This window comes from Pararhizobium sp. IMCC21322 (assembly GCF_030758295.1).
Lineage (GTDB): Bacteria > Pseudomonadota > Alphaproteobacteria > Rhizobiales.
The window spans coordinates 3811041-3827997 of record NZ_CP132335.1; the positions used below are offsets into that span (position 1 = coordinate 3811041).

Genomic DNA, 16957 nt, shown 5'->3' on the forward strand with positions numbered 1-16957 from the left:
AATTGCGAGTGGTTACATGACCGACACAACAGAACTTGTAGAGAATCAGGCAGGTGCCGACGGCAGAAAGACGCGCATGATTGCAGCCGGTGGCATCCTTGGCGCGATCGCAGCCTCGACCTGCTGTATTGTTCCGCTGATCCTGTTTAGCTTGGACGTGTCTGGAGCCTGGATTGGTAATCTGACAGCACTTGAACCGTATAAACCAATCTTCATTGCTCTCACACTTGGGTTTCTCGGCTACGGCTATTGGATGGTTTATAGCAAGCCCAAGGTCTGCGCAGACGGCAAATCCTGTGCACGGTCGCTTCCTAACCGTGTGGTCAAATCCACTCTTTGGGCATCAACCATCCTGATCGTGGTCGCAATTTTCTGGAACTGGATTGCCCCAGTCGTTGCCCCCATTCTGCTTGGTCTATGAAAGGACATCCCATGAAACTCACAACTTCCGCTCTGGCACTGATTGGCTTCATGACCGCCTCCCCTGTTTTTGCCGCTGAGCAAACAGTGACATTCTCGGTTCCCGGAATGTACTGCGCAAGTTGCCCCTTTATTGTTGAGGCCGCGATGGGTGGCGTCGAGGGGGTCATAAAAGTGACTGCGGATTCCAAATCCCGAACGGCACAAGTTGTCTTTGATGATGCCATTGCCGGCGTGGAAGATATCGGGATTGCCTCTAGCTCTGCGGGTTATGAGGCCAAGCTTCTGGGTTCGGGCTCGTAAGCTATGAACGATAAATCGCTCTTGAAAGTCGGTGTCGTCGGGACTGTTGTTGCCGCTCTTTGCTGCTTTACGCCCATTCTTGTTTTTCTGTTCGGCTTCGTCGGCCTGTCTGCGGTTGTTGGCTATCTGGACGTGGTTCTACTGCCTGCCCTAGCGGTTTTCGTCTTAATCACGCTTTACGCACTTTGGCGCAAACGCGCCCAAATAATTTGATAGTCAAAGGAAGAACTTCATGAGCGATTGCAGTGAGTCAAAAAATCGAAACAACAGCTACGACCTCGCTGTCATTGGTGCCGGCTCCGCTGGATTTTCAGCTGCGATTACCGCAGCCGAAGACGGCGCGCGGGTCGCGCTCATCGGGTACGGAACCATCGGTGGCACTTGCGTCAACGTTGGTTGCGTGCCTTCGAAAGCGATGATCCGCGCGGTAGAAATACGTCACTCAGCCAAGAGGGCTAAACGCTTCGATGGTGTGGAAGCAACAGCACAAGTGACCGACTGGGCGGCCATGGTGGCCCAGAAGCAAACCCTGGTGGATGATCTGCGCGCGGCAAAATATGTGGATGTCCTGCCAAACTATCAAGATGTGAACTATATTGAAGGCCGTGCAAGTTTTCTGAAGGATGGGTCCCTGCTTGTCGGGGACCGCACCATACGCGCGCCAAAAGTCATCATCGCAACCGGTTCGACGCCGCATGTCCCCGACATTCCTGGATTAGACGGCATAGACTGGCTGGACAGCACCTCTGCGCTCGAGCAGGAACAGCTCCCTAAATCGTTGATGGTAATGGGCGGCGGCTATATCGGCGTTGAGATCGCTCAGATTTTTGCGCGGGCAGGCGTCGATGTGACCATCGTAACGCGTCGAGGGTTGCTGCCCGATGCGGAACCGGAAGTCAGCGAGGCCCTGACGCAAGCCTTTGCCGATGAAGGCATCAAAGTGCTGGACGGCCTGTCATATACCAAGTTCGAAAAGTCGGGCGAGACTGTCGTTCTGCACGCCGCACGTAATGGCGTTGCGGTCAGGATTGAAGCCGAGAAGCTCTTGCTGGCGACGGGTCGTGTCCCAAACACCAGCTCTTTGGCTCTCGATGTCGCCGGTATCGATACAAATATGCGAGGCGGGATTGTTATCGATCCGCAAATGCGCAGCTCCCGGGACGGAGTTTATGCAACAGGCGATGTGACCGGGATTGATCAGTTCGTTTATATGGCAGCCTACGGCGCAAAGCTTGCTGCCAAGAATGCGATGAACGGAAACACACTGAGCTATGACAACAGCGTAATGCCTGCTATCGTTTTCTCTGACCCGCAGGTCGCAAGTGTCGGTCTTACCGAGACAGAAGCCAGGTCTGCTGGTCATGACGTGATCACTTCAGTGCTCGGTTTGGAACATGTGCCACGTGCGTTGGCGGCCCGCGACACGCGCGGGCTGATCAAGCTGATTGCGGATAAGGAGACCAAGAAGCTCCTGGGAGCACATATCATTGCGCCGGAAGGGGCAGATAGCATCCAGACGGCAGCAATGGCGCTTAAAATGGGTATGACCTACGACGATTTGGGCGCAATGATCTTTCCCTATCTCACGACAGTGGAGGGCTTGAAGCTGGCCGCACAGACCTTCGAGAAGGATGTTGCGAAACTCTCCTGTTGTGCTGGATAGGCTGTTTGCTTTGTAAGCGTGTGGTGAACCCGACCTTGATTGGCTTGCGACCTTCGTGAGAGTCTTCGCACGATCACCCGTATCGACGAACTTCTCCCCTGGCGTTACGCTGCTCAAGCAGCGTAACTGGCAAATCCTTCACCTCGCCAGTGCGGGTTCGCCGGACGGTCACACTGCTGAGCAGTTCTCAAACGTATCAACGGAACCCTGTCAGCGTGTTTGGCAGGGTTTCGTTGCGAATGGGCAAGTGTGCAGCTTTAACTCACGGCATCAACGACAGGGCAGTTGAAGGGGACGTTGTTAGAATTTGTTTGGCCTCCAAACAAATTGGCAATCCAGCATGCCATGCGTTTGCAACGAATAAAACGGTTGCATCAGAGAAATTTATTATCTTCTCTACAGCATCGAATTTATCGAGTTTGAAGACCAAAGTCGCGAACTCGTTTGGTATTTCAGTGGGTGCACGCCGCCCATTGAACTCTGCTACCCAAATATAGTGTTCGAAACCAACTACTCAACTTGGTGAAATTTGGTTTTTTCAAGTTGGTTGGGAATTGCGAAAAATTTTGCCCAAGTTTTTACTGACATCCAGTGGAGCCAATACACGGTCGTTATGATCGATCATCGTCATTTGTTCGCCGAGGCGAAACCGTTGAAATGTAATTCATATCAAAAATGCGCAAGGTTCTTTTGATTTGCGCGGGTGAGTTCTCAGTTGTCACAAGGAGCGGTTAAAACCGGGCGAGTAACATTTTGACTGTCGAACCGAGTGATCGGGATGAAGTTATTGATTTTACTGGTTGTGTCCAGGCAAAATAGACCTGCCCATCCGCGTACGCCATGCGCGGAAAATTGATGCTGCCGCCTGCTTGATTTTGCATCATGACTTGAGTTGCCCCACAGCCTGTTCCCGGCCAAGCCCGACATACCAGAAGAGCTTCGCCATCGTCACGCAATTCTACCCAAGACACCAACGCCGATCCATCGTCCAGCTGAACAATATCGACGCGGCCTGAAGCCTCGCCCAAGTCAACACGGCTGATACTCTCGAATTGTTGCCCAGCATCTTTCGAGAACGCCACTTGCACCATCGGAGCATCGTTGGCTGCAGTGTACCATGCCAAAGCCACCCGTTCACCGTTCGCATCGATGCTTGGACCATTGACCGGGCAACCTGCAATTTTCCAGCCATCTTCATGGATTGTCTTCGGCTTGCTCCATTTGCCATTGCTGAGCCGAACCACCGAAATATCACGAATTTCCTGAGCTGTTCGGTCACGGTAAGCGACCAAGACGGCACCGCTTTCGGTAATCGCTGCAGCCGTTTGGCAACAACTACATGTGCGAATATCCAATAAAGCGTCCTCTGATAAACTGCCATCGGATCCAATCGTTGTCGTCCGCAATTGCATGGCGTTGGTAAACGTTTCACTCTTGGACACATTTCCGTCGGTTTCATAAGCACGACCATCCAGCCAAACAGCCATTAGCAGATTTTGTTTGGTGGGCAGCAGGGTTACAAAACCATGTTGTTGCTGACTGCGATCGCTGTGGGGAACGATTGGGGCACGCCAAGAGCGTCCTTTGTCAGACGAAAGAGCAACATTAACATTATAGTCAAAGGAGGAACTGCCGTTTTCAATCAGCCAATGCACGGCCATCGTTCCGTCATTGAAGGCAGCGACCGACGGATAATCAGCCCAATTGACAAACAGTCTGTCGGTTTCAATCACAGTTACGGGTGACGACCAGCCTTTGTCGTTACCGATGGCAGTTTTCACCGCATATCCATTATCCGCAAGTTCTGTCCAACTTGCTAAAATGCGTCCGCTGCCAATGTGGAACATGGAAGGTTCTCGGGCACCCTGCGAAACTGGCAAATCGACATCTGTCACAGATGAAAACACTTTGGGTTGTTCATCTGCAGGGCCACAAGCTGAGAGAAGGATCAGGGCGGCGACTAATATTGGATTTCTCATGATTGGCCCCATTTCAGTTTGAATTCGTCAGCTCCAAGAGAATTTGGTTAGCATCGATACTAGTCTACCATAATTCGGTCAGACCGTTGCCGACTAACGGAGCAAGACTGTTGAAGCTGCCAATCAGGAACTCTCCGTTGCGGCTTCGCAAGAGTTCCTGGCTGCCTATGCGCAATTTTTCACTGATTACGATTCTGCTGGAACAGAATTAACCGTGAGCGTTCGGCGAGCCCGCCCTATCGCAGATCATCGGCGTCCGGTACGCTCAGGTCTGAGCGTACCGCCAAGGCATCAGTTCGTCCAGACGGGTGATCTTGTGGTCGGCGATGCGGCCGAGGACATCGGTCAGCCATGCTTGCGGATCAACGCCGTTCAGCTTGGCGGTTTCGATCAGGGTGTAGGCGATGGCGGCGGATCTGCCTCCGCGCTCTGACCCGGCGAAGAGCCAGTTCTTCCTGCCGATGGCTATCGCACGCATGCCTCTCGGCGGTATTGTTATCCAATTCCAGGAAGCCGTGGTCGAGATAGGGTTTGAGCCGCTTGATGCGGGTGATCGCATAGCGGATGGCCTGCGCCAACGGTGTTTTGCCGGAGATACGGACGAGTTGGACGCCGAGCCAGGTATCGAGATCATCAAGGACCGGCTTGACCTTGGCCTGTCTCAGTCGCACCCGTTCATCCGGAGGCGATCCACGCGCCTCTTTCTCGACCGCGTAAAGCTCAGCGATGCGCCGGATCGCCTCTTCGGCGATGGCGGAGCCTTGGGATTGTTGCACATCAACGAACTTGCGCCGGATATGCGCCATGCAGGCAACCTCGTGGATACGGCCTGAGCGATAAAGCTCCTCGAACCCGGCATAACCATCGGCGTGCATCCAGCCGGAATAGTCCTTGAGGTGGCGGATTGTACGTATGCCCTTGCGGTCGACGCTGAACTGATACCACGCGGCCGGGGGTGCATCTCCAACCCATGGGCGGTCATCTCTCGCGTATGTCCAGAACCGCGCGGTTTTTGTCCTGCCTGACCCCGGAGCCTGCATTTTGACTGGCGTGTCGTCGGCGAAGATCGCCTGCCCGCGCAGAACATGGCGGCCACTTGCGTCGGCCAGCGGCTCCAGCAGCGCCGCTGATTTGCCCACCCAGTCCGCAAGGGTTGAACGCTCAAGATTGATCCCCTCGCGTTCGAATATCTGTGATTGCCATACAACGGCAGATGATCGGTATATTTGTTGACCAGCACATGGGCCAGAAGACCCGAACCGGGACGACCTCGCTCAATCGGGCGCGACGGCAATGCCGCCTGTGTGATCCGCTCGCAGCACGAACAGGCCATGCGCGGACGCACGATCCGATTCACCACAAAGCGACCCGGAACATATTCCAGTTCCTCGGTGACATCCTCGCCAAGACGCTTGAGCTTGCCGCCGCAGGAGGCGCAGGCATCGCCCGCCTCCAGAACTGTCACATTTCGCGGGAGATGATCCGGCAGCGGCTTGCGCTTTGGCTGCCGCTTCTCTTCGATATCATCGGGCGAGGGCTGTGGCGCCGGCATCTCCGCCGCTCGCGCGATCTCTTCCTCTTCCAGCGTCAGCTCAAGCTGGTCGAGGCTTTCCGAGCGTGAGCCGAACTGGTGACGGCGCAGGCCAGCCAGTTGATGCTTCAGCTTCTCGATCAGAAGATCGCGGCTGCCAGCCAGACCTTCGTCTGCGCGGGATCCGGGATCATGCGCTCAGACCCCGCGCCAGCCGCCCCACCATGTCCGGATCAAAGGCGCCGCTGAGCGTCAGCCGATGGCCTGATGCAAGAGCGATCTCGATCCGGCTGTCGCTGGCGGAACAGACCGGCGCCGCCGGGACACTGACCCCAGCCGGCGCCACCTCGACCGGAAGGAACGCTGTTGCATCCCGACCAAGACCAAACCGCGGATCGCCGCGCCAAAGGAACACCATGTTCGCGTTGAGGCCATGCCGACGCGCCACTGCGGCAACCGACGCGCCCGGCTCAAGCGTCTCGGCGACAACCCGCCGCTTGAACGCCTTCGAATAACTCCGCCGCTTGCTTTTACGATGATCCGCCAAGAGTAAGTGTCCGCGTAAATTAAGCGGACACCATCGCCCGCAATCACGCGAAGATTCGCACGCCGTTCATAAGGCAATCAAGGTCGGACAGACCGGACGCTTACTTTGCTTTCCAAAGGTTAGGCGATTTGCTTTGCCCGGAAACAGGCATTCGCCAAGCCGCAGAAATCCGCAGACTCGGGTTCGGAACCTTCGTTCAACACCTTTGAAATCAATGGCCCTGATCCTACGCAGTAGCAAGATCCTGAATGGCCAGGTAATCGAGTTTTCCGGTGCCAAGCACAGGTAATGCGTCAATTACGACGAATTTCTTTGGCATCATGAGTTCTGGAACACCATTGATCTTGGCCCATTTCACAAGGCGCTTTATGTCAGGCTCAGGCATGTTTGTCACAAGCACCAACGCCTCTCCCTTGGTCTTGTGATCCACAGCCACCACTGCGTGATCATGATCCGGCCAGACCGCGCCAATATTCATTTCCACGGCACCCAGCGACACCATTTCGCCACCGATTTTGGCAAAACGTTTGGCGCGGCCCTGAATGGTCACAAAACCATTCTCATCCACCTCCACAATATCGCCCGTATCGTGCCAGCCGGCAGTCGTTGGCTCCAAAAGACCCGGTGCGTCATGGCGCATATAGCCGCGCATGATGTTTGGGCCTTTGACATGAAGACGTCCGCCGGTTTTCAAACCCGGAATAGGCTCAATGCGATACTTCATGCCGGGCATCATCCGGCCCACTGAGCCATCCTTGTGGTGTTCCGGCGTATTGGCGCAGATCACCGGGGCACATTCTGTTGCGCCATAGCCTTCCAGCAGCCACAGACCAAACTTGTCCATCCACAGCTTGCGGGTTGAATCCTTGACGCGCTCTGCACCCAGAACCACCAGTGTCAGATTGGCAAAATGCTCTTTGCTGGCCACCCGGCCCCACCCGGCCATAAACGTGTCCGTCCCCACCAGAATATCACAACCAGACGCTTTGACCTCTGCCGGTATCTGCTTGTAGTGCAATGGCGAGGGGTAAAGGTAAGTCTTCATGCCAACCACAATCGGGGCGATTAGTCCCACTGTCAGGCCAAAGGAATGGAAGGCCGGAAGCGGGCTGAAAATCGAGCGGGTCTCATCAATATTCTCAACCTTCAAAAACTGCTCGCAATTGGCCAGCAGGCTCATATGGCTAAGCGCAACGCCCTTTGGCAATCCTTCGGAGCCTGACGTAAACAGCATGACGGCTGTGTCGCTCTGCACCACGCGCCTGCGTTCAAAGCGTTTACGTGCCCATCTTGCACTCAGAACGCCCCGTATCTTGTCAAATTTCGTGATGCTGGCGCGTAGATCTTCCGTCCACAATATCTGAACATGCTCTTTCAGACCCGCGATGAGGTCTTCAAAGCCTGCCTCTTCGATGAATTTACGAGACGTGATCATCGTCTCCATCCGCGTGGTTTTGCAGGCAGCAATCAGGTTTTTCAATCCAGTGGAAAAGTTCATCATGGCTGGCACACGGCCAATGCCCTGCAGTCCGAAAAAAATCGTCGCCAAACCGGCTACATTGGGCAGCATCAGGCCAACCCGTTCGCCCGGAGCCGTATGTTTTTCAATTTTGTGGCCGATAATCGTCGCCCCAAGGATCAAGCGATCATAGCTCAAAGGCGCGCGTTCTGTATCCTCAACCACAAACCGATCACCACCAAGGCGGTCGCGCGCATCCAGCAGCGCCTCAAACAAAGTCTTGTTCCAGGCCTCCGCATTGAGCGGAACATCCACTGTCGACGGACTGTCCTTGGTCATAGGCGCAAGCGCAGATATCGCTCCCGACTGTTTCATCAACTCATCACTCGATATATCTTAAGGAATCGCATTGTGAACAGGAAGATGGTGTTTTGCCAGACAGATAGCAAGCAGAAGACTATGTCATCACGTTTGGCGCGTCCCTGCCAAGCCGTTCTTTCAGGCCCGATATTTCTTGCGCCGCATCCCTGACTGAGCGCAAGGCTTCCTGTGTGTCTTTGGCATGATCTGTTCCCTGCGGCGCATATTGCTCCAGATAAAGCCGCAGTGTCGCGCCCTCAGTCCCTGTACCAGACAGGCGGAAAACAGCGCGGGCATCACCGGCAAAGACAATCCGGATACCCTGATTGTGGCTGACCGATTGATCAACCGGATCATGGTAGGAAAACTCATCCGCGTGCTTCACGGTCTGACCGGCAAATGTCTGACCGGCAAGACCCGGGAGTTTTGCCCGCAAATCACTCATCAATTCATTGGCTGCATCTGCCGGAACTGCTTCAAAATCATGGCGTGAATAGTAATCACGACCATAGGTTTCCCAATGATCATTGAGAATTTCAGACGCTGACATCTCCCGCTCGGCCAGAATATTCAACCATAGCAAAATCGCCCAAAGACCGTCCTTCTCCCGCACATGATCTGATCCGGTTCCGGCGCTTTCCTCGCCACAGATCGTGACTTTACCAGCATCCAGAAGATTGCCGAAGAACTTCCAGCCGGTTGGTGTCTCGTAACTGCCGATCCCCAGCCTGGCGGCCACACGGTCACTGGCGGCACTGGTTGGCATCGACCGCGCGACACCCTTCAAACCCGTTTTGTACCCTGGCGCCAGATGCGCGTTGGCAGCAAGAACCGCAAGACTGTCTGAAGGGGTGACATAAGTACCGCGTGCAACAACCATATTGCGATCGCCATCGCCATCGGAAGCAGCGCCAAAATCCGGAGATGCATCGGACATCATCAAATCCATCAATGTCTTGGCCCAGACGGGATTTGGATCAGGGTGCCCGCCGCCGAAATCCTCCAGCGGAACACCGTTGATAACGGTGCCGTCCGGTGCACCAAGCTCGCCTTCCAGAATGGCTTTTGCATAAGGCCCAGTCACCGCATGCATGGCGTCAAATCGCATCGTAAATCCGGAAGCAAACATTGCGCGAATTTTGTCGAAGTCAAACAGGCTCTTCATAAGCGCCGTATAGTCCGACACCGGATCAACAATTTCAATTTCCATCGCGCCAAGTGTCTGCTTGCCGATCTGGCCGAGGACAATATCTGGTGCGCTCAGGGTTTTATAGGATTGCAGAGTCTTGGTCTGTTCCAGCATTGCATCTGTCACACTTTCGGGTGCCGGGCCGCCATTTTGAATGTTGAATTTCAATCCAAAATCCTCATCAATCCCGCCCGGGTTATGGCTGGCCGACAGGATCAGCCCACCATCTGTCTTGTTCAGGCGGATCAGATGAGACGCGGACGGCGTGGACAGCAATCCGTTCTGTCCAACGATAGCTTTGACAGCGCCATTGGCCGCGGCCATCTTCAAAATTGTCTGGATTGCCTCGGCGTTGAAGTAACGCCCGTCACCACCAATCACAAACGTCTTGCCCTCAGCCCCCCCGATGGCATTGAAAATCGACTGGACAAAATTCTCCAGATAATGCGGCTCCATGAATATGCGAGTCTTCTTGCGAAGCCCGGAGGTGCCGGGTTTCTGGCCCTCAATCGGCTGTGTGGACACAACATCAATGGTCACTGGATCAATGGTCACTGGCATTCTCCTTCTGTGTGTTCGCCCGGCGCGCTGCGCGCACCATCTTTCATCAGTTTTGCAATTCTTAAAAGACTGTCATGCGTTTCCAGCGCTTCAACCGGAATCTTGCACCGGCGTCGCCAATTGGGATGTTCGTCAATCGTGCCGGGCAAATTTTGCGCCTCAGCTTCTCCCAGCACGTCATCCAGTTGAACGGAGATCATGGCAATTTGCGAGCCCGCAAGTGCGCTGTGCACACACGCTTTCAAATGGTCGAATGAGCGTTCATTGATGGCTTCATCGTCAGATGTACTCTGCCAGTCGCAAAGACCTGCGATTTCTTTTTGCCTTTGAGATTTTGCGTCCGACACACCGTTCGCGTCAATCCAGCCAAGCTTCTGCCACCAGTCTATATCGTGCCCTTCAAAATACCCTTTGAGGGTGGGCGTGTCGTGAGTTCCAAAACAGGCAAGACTGGCCGGGCGGAGTTTGTCGGGACGGTTGATCTGACCTGCTTGATTTTTTTCATACTGTAAAACCGAATAGCTATAGAGCCCGCGCGCGCGCATGGCCTCTCGAAAACCATCAGGCACCAGCCCCAAATCCTCGCCGATGACCACTGTGCTGGCACGCTCCGCTTCAATGGCGACCACCGCCAGCAAGGATTCAAATGGCTGTTTTATATAGCCGCCGGGACTGCCATCATCCGGTATCCAGTAGCTGCGGTTCATCCCCAGCACATGGTCAATGCGCAGCACACCGCAGTGACGCATGGTCTGCGCCAAAATATCTCGCAGCGCCTGATAATTTGTATCCGCCAGCTTGCGCGGCGCAAACCCTGCCAGATCCCATTTTTGACCGGCAGGACTCAGGAAGTCAGGCGGTGCGCCAATGGAAACACCATCGGCCACTGTGTCCGTCTCGCACCATGTTTCCGCCGCCCCGCGCCTTGGCCCTACGGCAAGATCAAGATAAAGACCAAGCGCCATGCCACTGTCTCTGGATGCGTCTTGCGCCCGCGCTAATTGCGTAAATGCGATCCATTGCAGCCACTTGTGAAACCGCTTCGCGGTTTCCGGCACGTCTGCGCCGGAACGATCCGCCTGTTGTATCTCTAAGGGCCAATCACGCCAGTCAGCACCAAGAACGTCACTCAGGGCTTCAAAGCTGGCAAACCGATCCAATGCCCTGCCCTGTTGCTGGCAAAACAGTTCAAAATCAGCTTTGGCAGAGGCCTCAGCCTCCGTCTCGAAGAGCTTGTATAATTCCTGCAACAGATTGCCATGCGCACGATAATGCTGCTGATAGTCGATAACCGGGCCGGAAGAACCTGCATTGCCAGCATTTTGCAAAACAGCCAGCGCGGCCACACAAGTCTCCAATCCGGGAATCTGATCTGCCGCAATATGCGCCGTGTTCAAAAATCCGCGGTGAGACGGTGAGTACGGACTGATCGTGTCACGCTCTGCCCAGCCGATAGAGTGAACAGGATTTATACCAAGGAACGCACCGCCCATACGGCCAATAGTAACAGCGGTACCGGCCAGATCCCGAAAATCTCCCAGCCCGCTCGTCTGGTCGGAATGAAGGCCGTAAAGGGCTGTATTAAGGCCCCAGATGCGGGACTGCCCGGTTATGGTTTCAAGAGATGGCGCCCCGCGCGGAGCCGCAATCACACGGACTTGCTCGCGTGCCTTATCTGGCCCCAATAAAAGGGTGTGAATTCCGGAAACGAGCGGCGGAAGCCGGAAATCGGTGCCGGACCGACCTTCAAATGAAATCTCTTGCGCCCCTTCAAGACGCAGGCTCCATTCAACATTTTCTGGTAACGCAAAATGCGCAGGTTCCCCTGAAACCACAATCACTTCAACGGGGTAGTTGCGCGCTGCGCGCGCCTGTCTGATATCTTTCAGCGCAGACCGGATCATCGCACCATCATCAAGTTGCAGACCATTTGCCCGCAAGAGTGCCAGCTTAGTCTCTTTTGCTGTGAATTGCTGTTGCCCGCCAAGATCGACAAATTCCGGTAGAATGCCGAACAGTCTCGCCAACTCATTCAGGGCGTCATCAGCCGTCACCAGGAGCCCTCATTGGGTTTGGCAACCAGGGCGATAACAGACCGTCCTTCGCAGGCAATGGTCCGATCCTTCGCCTGACAGTATGGAAACACATCAAGGGCTGCCGTATCTATAGCGCAGACCCAATGCTGCCCCTCTGGTGTCTCCGGCAAAGTCACTTCACTGGGCTCATCTTCGCGATTGAAAATCAGCAATACGACGTCGCCATCGCTTTCCGTAGGTGGAGCTTCCGCAGAGCATCGCAACGTCAGGCAGAATTGCGATAGTCCGGGGTCCCGCCATTGCAGCGGCGCACCATGAAAATTAGTCCACTCCACATCGGGATATCCGTCCTTGGAACGAGTGGCACCATGCAGGAAACGATTTTGCCGCAAGCATTTATGGTCACGACGAAACTGCGACAACTCACGTGCAAAATCGAGCAACTCCGTATCAGTTTTGCTCCAGTTGATCCAGCCGATCGCATTGTCCTGACAATAGGCATTGTTGTTGCCTTGCTGAGAATTTCCGATTTCATCACCCGCCAAAAGCATGGGTGTGCCCTGTGACAGAAACAGGGTTGCCAGCATATTTCTCTGCCGCTTGGCGCGCCGCTTGCGGATGAGCTCATCATCCGTTTCACCCTCGACACCACAATTATCACTCAGATTTGCATGATGGCCATCGGCGCCATCCTCGCCATTGGCAAGATTATGCCGTTCATTGTAGCGGGTGACATCGGCCAGCGTGAAACCATCATGTGACGTGACGAAATTCAGCGACGCCCATGCTCTGCGTCCATCCTTGTCAAACTCACCGGCAGAGCCAAGCAAGCGTGCACCCAGTTCCTGAGCACTGTGCTTGTCTCCACGCCAGAAACGACGGACCGTATCGCGAAAGCCGTCATTCCACTCTGAAAACTCCGAAGGGAATTGGCCAAGACGGTAACCACCGGGACCAATGTCCCAGGGCTCTGCGATCAATCGCACATCCGACAGGACCGGGTCCTGTCGCAGCGCATCAAAGAAACCGCCCCTGCGATCAAAACCATGATCCTCACGCGCCAGTGTGGTTGCCAGATCAAAGCGAAACCCGTCAACGCCCATCTGCTGAACCCAGAAACGCAGACTGTCCATCACCATGCGCAGCACAAGGGGATGCGCCACATTCACCGTGTTGCCGCAGCCGGTATCGTTGACATAATAACGCGGCTGACCGGAAATCAGCCGATAATAGGAAGCATTGTCGAGGCCGCGATAGCAAAGTGTCGGCCCACGATGATCACCTTCTGCAGTGTGGTTATAGACAACATCCAGAATGACTTTGATGCCATGGGCATGGAATTTCCGCACCATGTTGCGAAAGCCCAACAGCCCCTGAGGACCAAAATAACGTGGCTCCGGCGCAAAAAACCCGATGGTATTATAGCCCCAGTAATTGCGCAGACCCCGAGCCACCAAAAACCCGTCATCGAGGAAGGAATGAACCGGCAGCAACTCAATTGCCGTCACACCAAGCTTTTGCAAATGCTCAAGCATGGGCTCCGAGGCAAGCCCTTCATACGTGCCCTTCACGCTTTGCGGTACCGCCGGGTGCTCCTGTGTCAGACCCTTCACATGAGCCTCATAGATCAGCGCATCTTCCCAGTCACAATCAGGCCGCTCTTCAATCCGCCTGAACAATTCAGGATCTGAGACAACCGATTTTGGAACAAAAGGCGCGCTGTCATTGGCATCAAATGACAGATCCAGCTTGGGCGATTTGGGATCGTAACCCAGTGTCACGGAACTGTTGGTCCAGTCGCCCCTCAATTCGCGCGCATAGGGGTCCAGCAGAAGTTTGTTGGGATTGAACCTGTGCCCCTGCTCCGGTGCATAGGTGCCGTGCGCCCGAAACCCGTAAAGGGTGCCGGGTGACAGCCCCGGCGCATAACCATGCCACACATGACCTGTACGCTCCGGAAGCGGAACACGCGCAGTTTCGACCGCGCCACCTTCTGAAAAAATACACAAATCCATTTGCGTGGCATTGGCCGAGAACACGGCAAAGTTCGTGCCATTGCCATCATGTCGCGCACCAAGATGGTTCGGCGATCCTGCAAGAAGTTCAATCGTCATATTCAGATTTCTTTACTCAAAATCGGCAAGCTCTTTGTACAGATCATAGTAGACTGACGCAGAGCGATCCCAACCCACCGGATACTTCATTGCGGCCAGCACCATCTGTTTCCAGACCGCCTGATCTGCAAACAGATCGCAGGTTCGGTGAATGGCATCGGCCAGTTGATCCGCATTGATCGGAGAAAATACAACACCGGTCGCACGTTTTGATTTCAGATTTGCAGCATTAGCGTCCACGACTGTATCCGCTAACCCACCCGTCTTTGCGACAACCGGCAATGTACCATAGCGTACACCATATAATTGTGTCAGTCCGCAAGGTTCAAAACGCGAGGGAACCAGAATAGCATCACTGCCTCCCTGCAACACATGCGACAGTTTTTCATCATAGCCGATAATCACGCCAACAGACCCGGCATAATCTTTAGCGGCCTTGGTAAAACCGGCCTCAAGGTCCTTGTCGCCAGATCCCAGAAGAGCCAGCCGAGCGCCACGCCCAATCAGGACCGGCAACGCTTCCAGCAGCAGATCAAGACCTTTTTGCGATGTCAGGCGGCTGACCACGCAAAATAGCGGCGCCGTTGGGTTGGAAGTCAGCCCAAAGCGCCGCTCAATAGCCTCACGGTTTTTCAGGCGGCGCTTCAGACTGCGCGTGGAGTAAGGTGCCACAAGGTCGGCGTCTGTCTGTGGGTTCCAGACCTCCAGATCTATCCCGTTGAGAATACCGCACAGATCCTGCTGACGGGCCTGCAGCAAACCTTCCAGTCCCATGCCGAATTCCGGCGTCAGCAGCTCATATGCATAGGTCGGGCTCACAGTTGTGATCTTGTCACTGAGCGCAATGCCAGCTTTGAGGAAACCCAGTTTTCCATAATATTCAATGGCTTCTGAATGAAACAATTCATCCGAGAGGCCAAGATCAGAGCAGACAGACCTGTCGAAAAGGCCCTGAAACGCGATGTTGTGGATTGTCATCACGCAACGCGGCACGGTCACGCCAACACCTTCCATCTGTTCTTGTTTGAGATAGGCCGGTATCAGCCCGGCCTGCCAATCATGCGCGTTGATGACATCCGGTTTCCAGCCTTTGATACCATTCAGGCCAATTCTGGAAGCAACGAAAGACAGCGCTCCAAACCGAAAATGATTATCCGGCCAATCTATGCCTTTAGCATTGAGGTAGATACTGCCGGGACGGTCATACAGATGCGGAGCATCCAGCAGCAACATGTTGAGACCTTCGGCATGGACCGACACAATGCGTGCCGGCCCGCCAAAAAGGTCGGGATATTCCTCAACCACGTCGCCCGAAGCAAGAACTTTGGCCAGAGCCGGATAGGCCGGCAGCAGAACTCTTACATCAACCCCATGGTTCTCAAGAACCTTGGGGACAGCACCAATCACATCTGCCAGACCACCGGTCTTGACGAATGGCGCACATTCGGAGGCGACGAACAGAACATCCATATTACAGATCAAGCCTGTCAATCATTGGCTGGGTGATCAGGCAGACACCACCCTCTGAGCGGCGGAACCGTTTTGCATCAAGCTCCACGTCTTCTCCGACAACCAGTCCTTCGGGAATGGAGACACCTCGATCGACCACAACATTAGTCAGTTGTGCATTGCGACCGATATTGGCGTAAGGCAGAACAACAACACCATCCAGCCTGGAATAGGAATGAGTTTTGACCCCTGTGAACAACAGGCAGCGATTCAACTGTGAGCCGGAGACCACACAACCGCCCGACACCATGGACGAGAGTGCAAAGCCTTTGCGACCCTCTTCATTGTGAATGAATTTGGCAGAAGGCACCAGTTCTGAATACGTCCAGATCGGCCATGAATTGTCATACAAATCAAGCTCTGGCGTGAAATCCGTCAGATCAATATTGGCCTGCCAGAAAGCATCCACCGTTCCCACATCGCGCCAGTAAGGCATCGTCTGATTGGCGCTTCGCACACATGAGCGGCTGAATGGATGCGCAACCGCTTTTCCACCTTTCACGACAGATGGAATGATATCCTTGCCGAAATCATTGCTGGAGTCCGGATTTTCCGCATCCTTGCGCAGCAGATCAAACAAGAACTCTGTTTCAAAGACATAGATACCCATGCTGGCAAGCGCCATATCGGGATGTCCGGGCATTGCGGGGGGATCTTCCGGTTTTTCGACAAAATCCAGAATGACATCATTGTCATCCACATGCATGACGCCAAAGCCACGGGCTTCCATACGCGGAACTTCAATACAGCCAACCGTCACATCTGCACCGCTCTCGACATGATGTTTGACCATCAGCGAATAATCCTGCTTGTAGATGTGATCCCCTGCCAGAATGATCATGTATTTCGGCGCATAGCTCTCGATAATATCGATGTTCTGGGTCACAGCATCAGCTGTGCCCTTGTACCAGTTTTCCTGATCAAGGCGTTGAGATGCTGGCAGGATATCGAGGGATTCATTGCGCTCGGCACGAAAAAAGCTCCAGCCACGCTGCAAATGGCGGATAAGACTATGGGCCTTGTACTGGGTCGCAACGCCAAGACGCCGCATGCCCGAATTGACCGCATTGGACAATGCAAAATCGATGATACGCCCCTTGCCACCAAAATAAACAGCCGGTTTTGCCCGACGTTCCGTCAGTTCCTGCAAGCGACTGCCGCGTCCGCCTGCCAAAACAAACGCCATGGTCTGTTGCGCCAGTCTTTGGGATTCATTGTCCATTTTGTGCTCCTCCACTTTTTGATCTTCGTGTTTTCAAGGGTCTGAACCCAACTCAATCTCCCAA

The 16957-nt window shown here is 54.4% G+C and carries 13 protein-coding genes and 2 pseudogenes; 4 read left to right on the forward strand and 11 right to left on the reverse strand.

Translation table 11 applies throughout. The features are described 5' to 3' along the window. Window positions 1–16 precede the first annotated feature (16 nt). Genes RAL91_RS17980 through merA form a run of 4 tightly spaced genes read left to right on the forward strand, consistent with a single transcriptional unit; the run spans window position 17 to window position 2386 of the window. Window positions 17–421 (forward strand): mercuric transporter MerT family protein, encoded by a 405-nt coding sequence (locus tag RAL91_RS17980; protein ID WP_306257630.1) that lies wholly within the window; start codon window positions 17–19, stop codon window positions 419–421. A gap of 11 nt (window positions 422–432) precedes the next feature. Continuing rightward, window positions 433–723: a cation transporter gene (locus RAL91_RS17985; protein WP_306257631.1), complete on the forward strand. Its 291-nt coding sequence runs from the start codon at window positions 433–435 to the stop codon at window positions 721–723. A 3-nt stretch (window positions 724–726) separates the two neighbouring features. Then, a complete protein-coding gene (gene merF, locus RAL91_RS17990) occupies window positions 727–936 on the forward strand; it encodes a mercury resistance system transport protein MerF (RefSeq protein ID WP_306257632.1) in 210 nt (69 codons plus the stop codon). Window positions 937–955: 19 nt separating this feature from the next. Continuing rightward, window positions 956–2386: a mercury(II) reductase gene (gene merA / locus RAL91_RS17995; protein ID WP_306257633.1), complete on the forward strand. Its 1431-nt coding sequence runs from the start codon at window positions 956–958 to the stop codon at window positions 2384–2386. Window positions 2387–3117: 731 nt separating this feature from the next. On the opposite strand, the gene RAL91_RS18000 is transcribed toward merA, so the two are convergent. The 11 genes and pseudogenes from RAL91_RS18000 to glgC all read right to left on the reverse strand — a co-directional run bounded on the left by RAL91_RS18000 (window position 3118) and on the right by glgC (window position 16893). Beyond that, window positions 3118–4119: a hypothetical protein gene (locus RAL91_RS18000; protein ID WP_306257634.1), complete on the reverse strand. Its 1002-nt coding sequence runs from the start codon at window positions 4117–4119 to the stop codon at window positions 3118–3120. A 511-nt stretch (window positions 4120–4630) separates the two neighbouring features. Next, window positions 4631–4771, reverse strand: coding sequence for a transposase domain-containing protein (locus tag RAL91_RS18005; protein WP_306262991.1), 141 nt, complete (start codon window positions 4769–4771; stop codon window positions 4631–4633). Next, on the reverse strand, window positions 4728–5504 hold the full coding sequence (locus RAL91_RS18010) for an IS66 family transposase (RefSeq protein WP_306257635.1): 777 nt from the start codon (window positions 5502–5504) through the stop codon (window positions 4728–4730). Before RAL91_RS18010 ends, RAL91_RS18005 begins: the two co-directional genes overlap by 44 nt. 233 nt (window positions 5505–5737) lie before the next feature. Continuing rightward, window positions 5738–6061: pseudogene (locus tag RAL91_RS18015) on the reverse strand (IS66 family transposase); the annotation flags it as partial. A 235-nt stretch (window positions 6062–6296) separates the two neighbouring features. Next, a pseudogene (locus tag RAL91_RS25130) lies at window positions 6297–6443 on the reverse strand (transposase); the annotation flags it as partial. A 226-nt stretch (window positions 6444–6669) separates the two neighbouring features. Next, window positions 6670–8277, reverse strand: coding sequence for an AMP-binding protein (locus tag RAL91_RS18025; protein ID WP_306257637.1), 1608 nt, complete (start codon window positions 8275–8277; stop codon window positions 6670–6672). 82 nt (window positions 8278–8359) lie between these two features. Next, on the reverse strand, window positions 8360–9991 hold the full coding sequence (locus tag RAL91_RS18030) for an alpha-D-glucose phosphate-specific phosphoglucomutase (protein ID WP_306262993.1): 1632 nt from the start codon (window positions 9989–9991) through the stop codon (window positions 8360–8362). An 11-nt stretch (window positions 9992–10002) separates the two neighbouring features. Next, complete coding sequence (gene malQ, locus RAL91_RS18035; RefSeq protein WP_306257638.1) at window positions 10003–12066, reverse strand: 4-alpha-glucanotransferase; 2064 nt, start codon at window positions 12064–12066, stop codon at window positions 10003–10005. Continuing rightward, a complete protein-coding gene (gene glgX, locus RAL91_RS18040) occupies window positions 12063–14162 on the reverse strand; it encodes a glycogen debranching protein GlgX (RefSeq protein ID WP_306257639.1) in 2100 nt (699 codons plus the stop codon). Before glgX ends, malQ begins: the two co-directional genes overlap by 4 nt. A 12-nt stretch (window positions 14163–14174) precedes the next feature. Further along, on the reverse strand, window positions 14175–15632 hold the full coding sequence (gene glgA, locus RAL91_RS18045) for a glycogen synthase GlgA (protein WP_306257640.1): 1458 nt from the start codon (window positions 15630–15632) through the stop codon (window positions 14175–14177). A gap of 1 nt (window position 15633) precedes the next feature. Next, entirely contained in the window at window positions 15634–16893 is a 1260-nt protein-coding gene (glgC, locus tag RAL91_RS18050) for a glucose-1-phosphate adenylyltransferase (RefSeq protein ID WP_306257641.1), read from the reverse strand. Window positions 16894–16957: the final 64 nt, after the last annotated feature.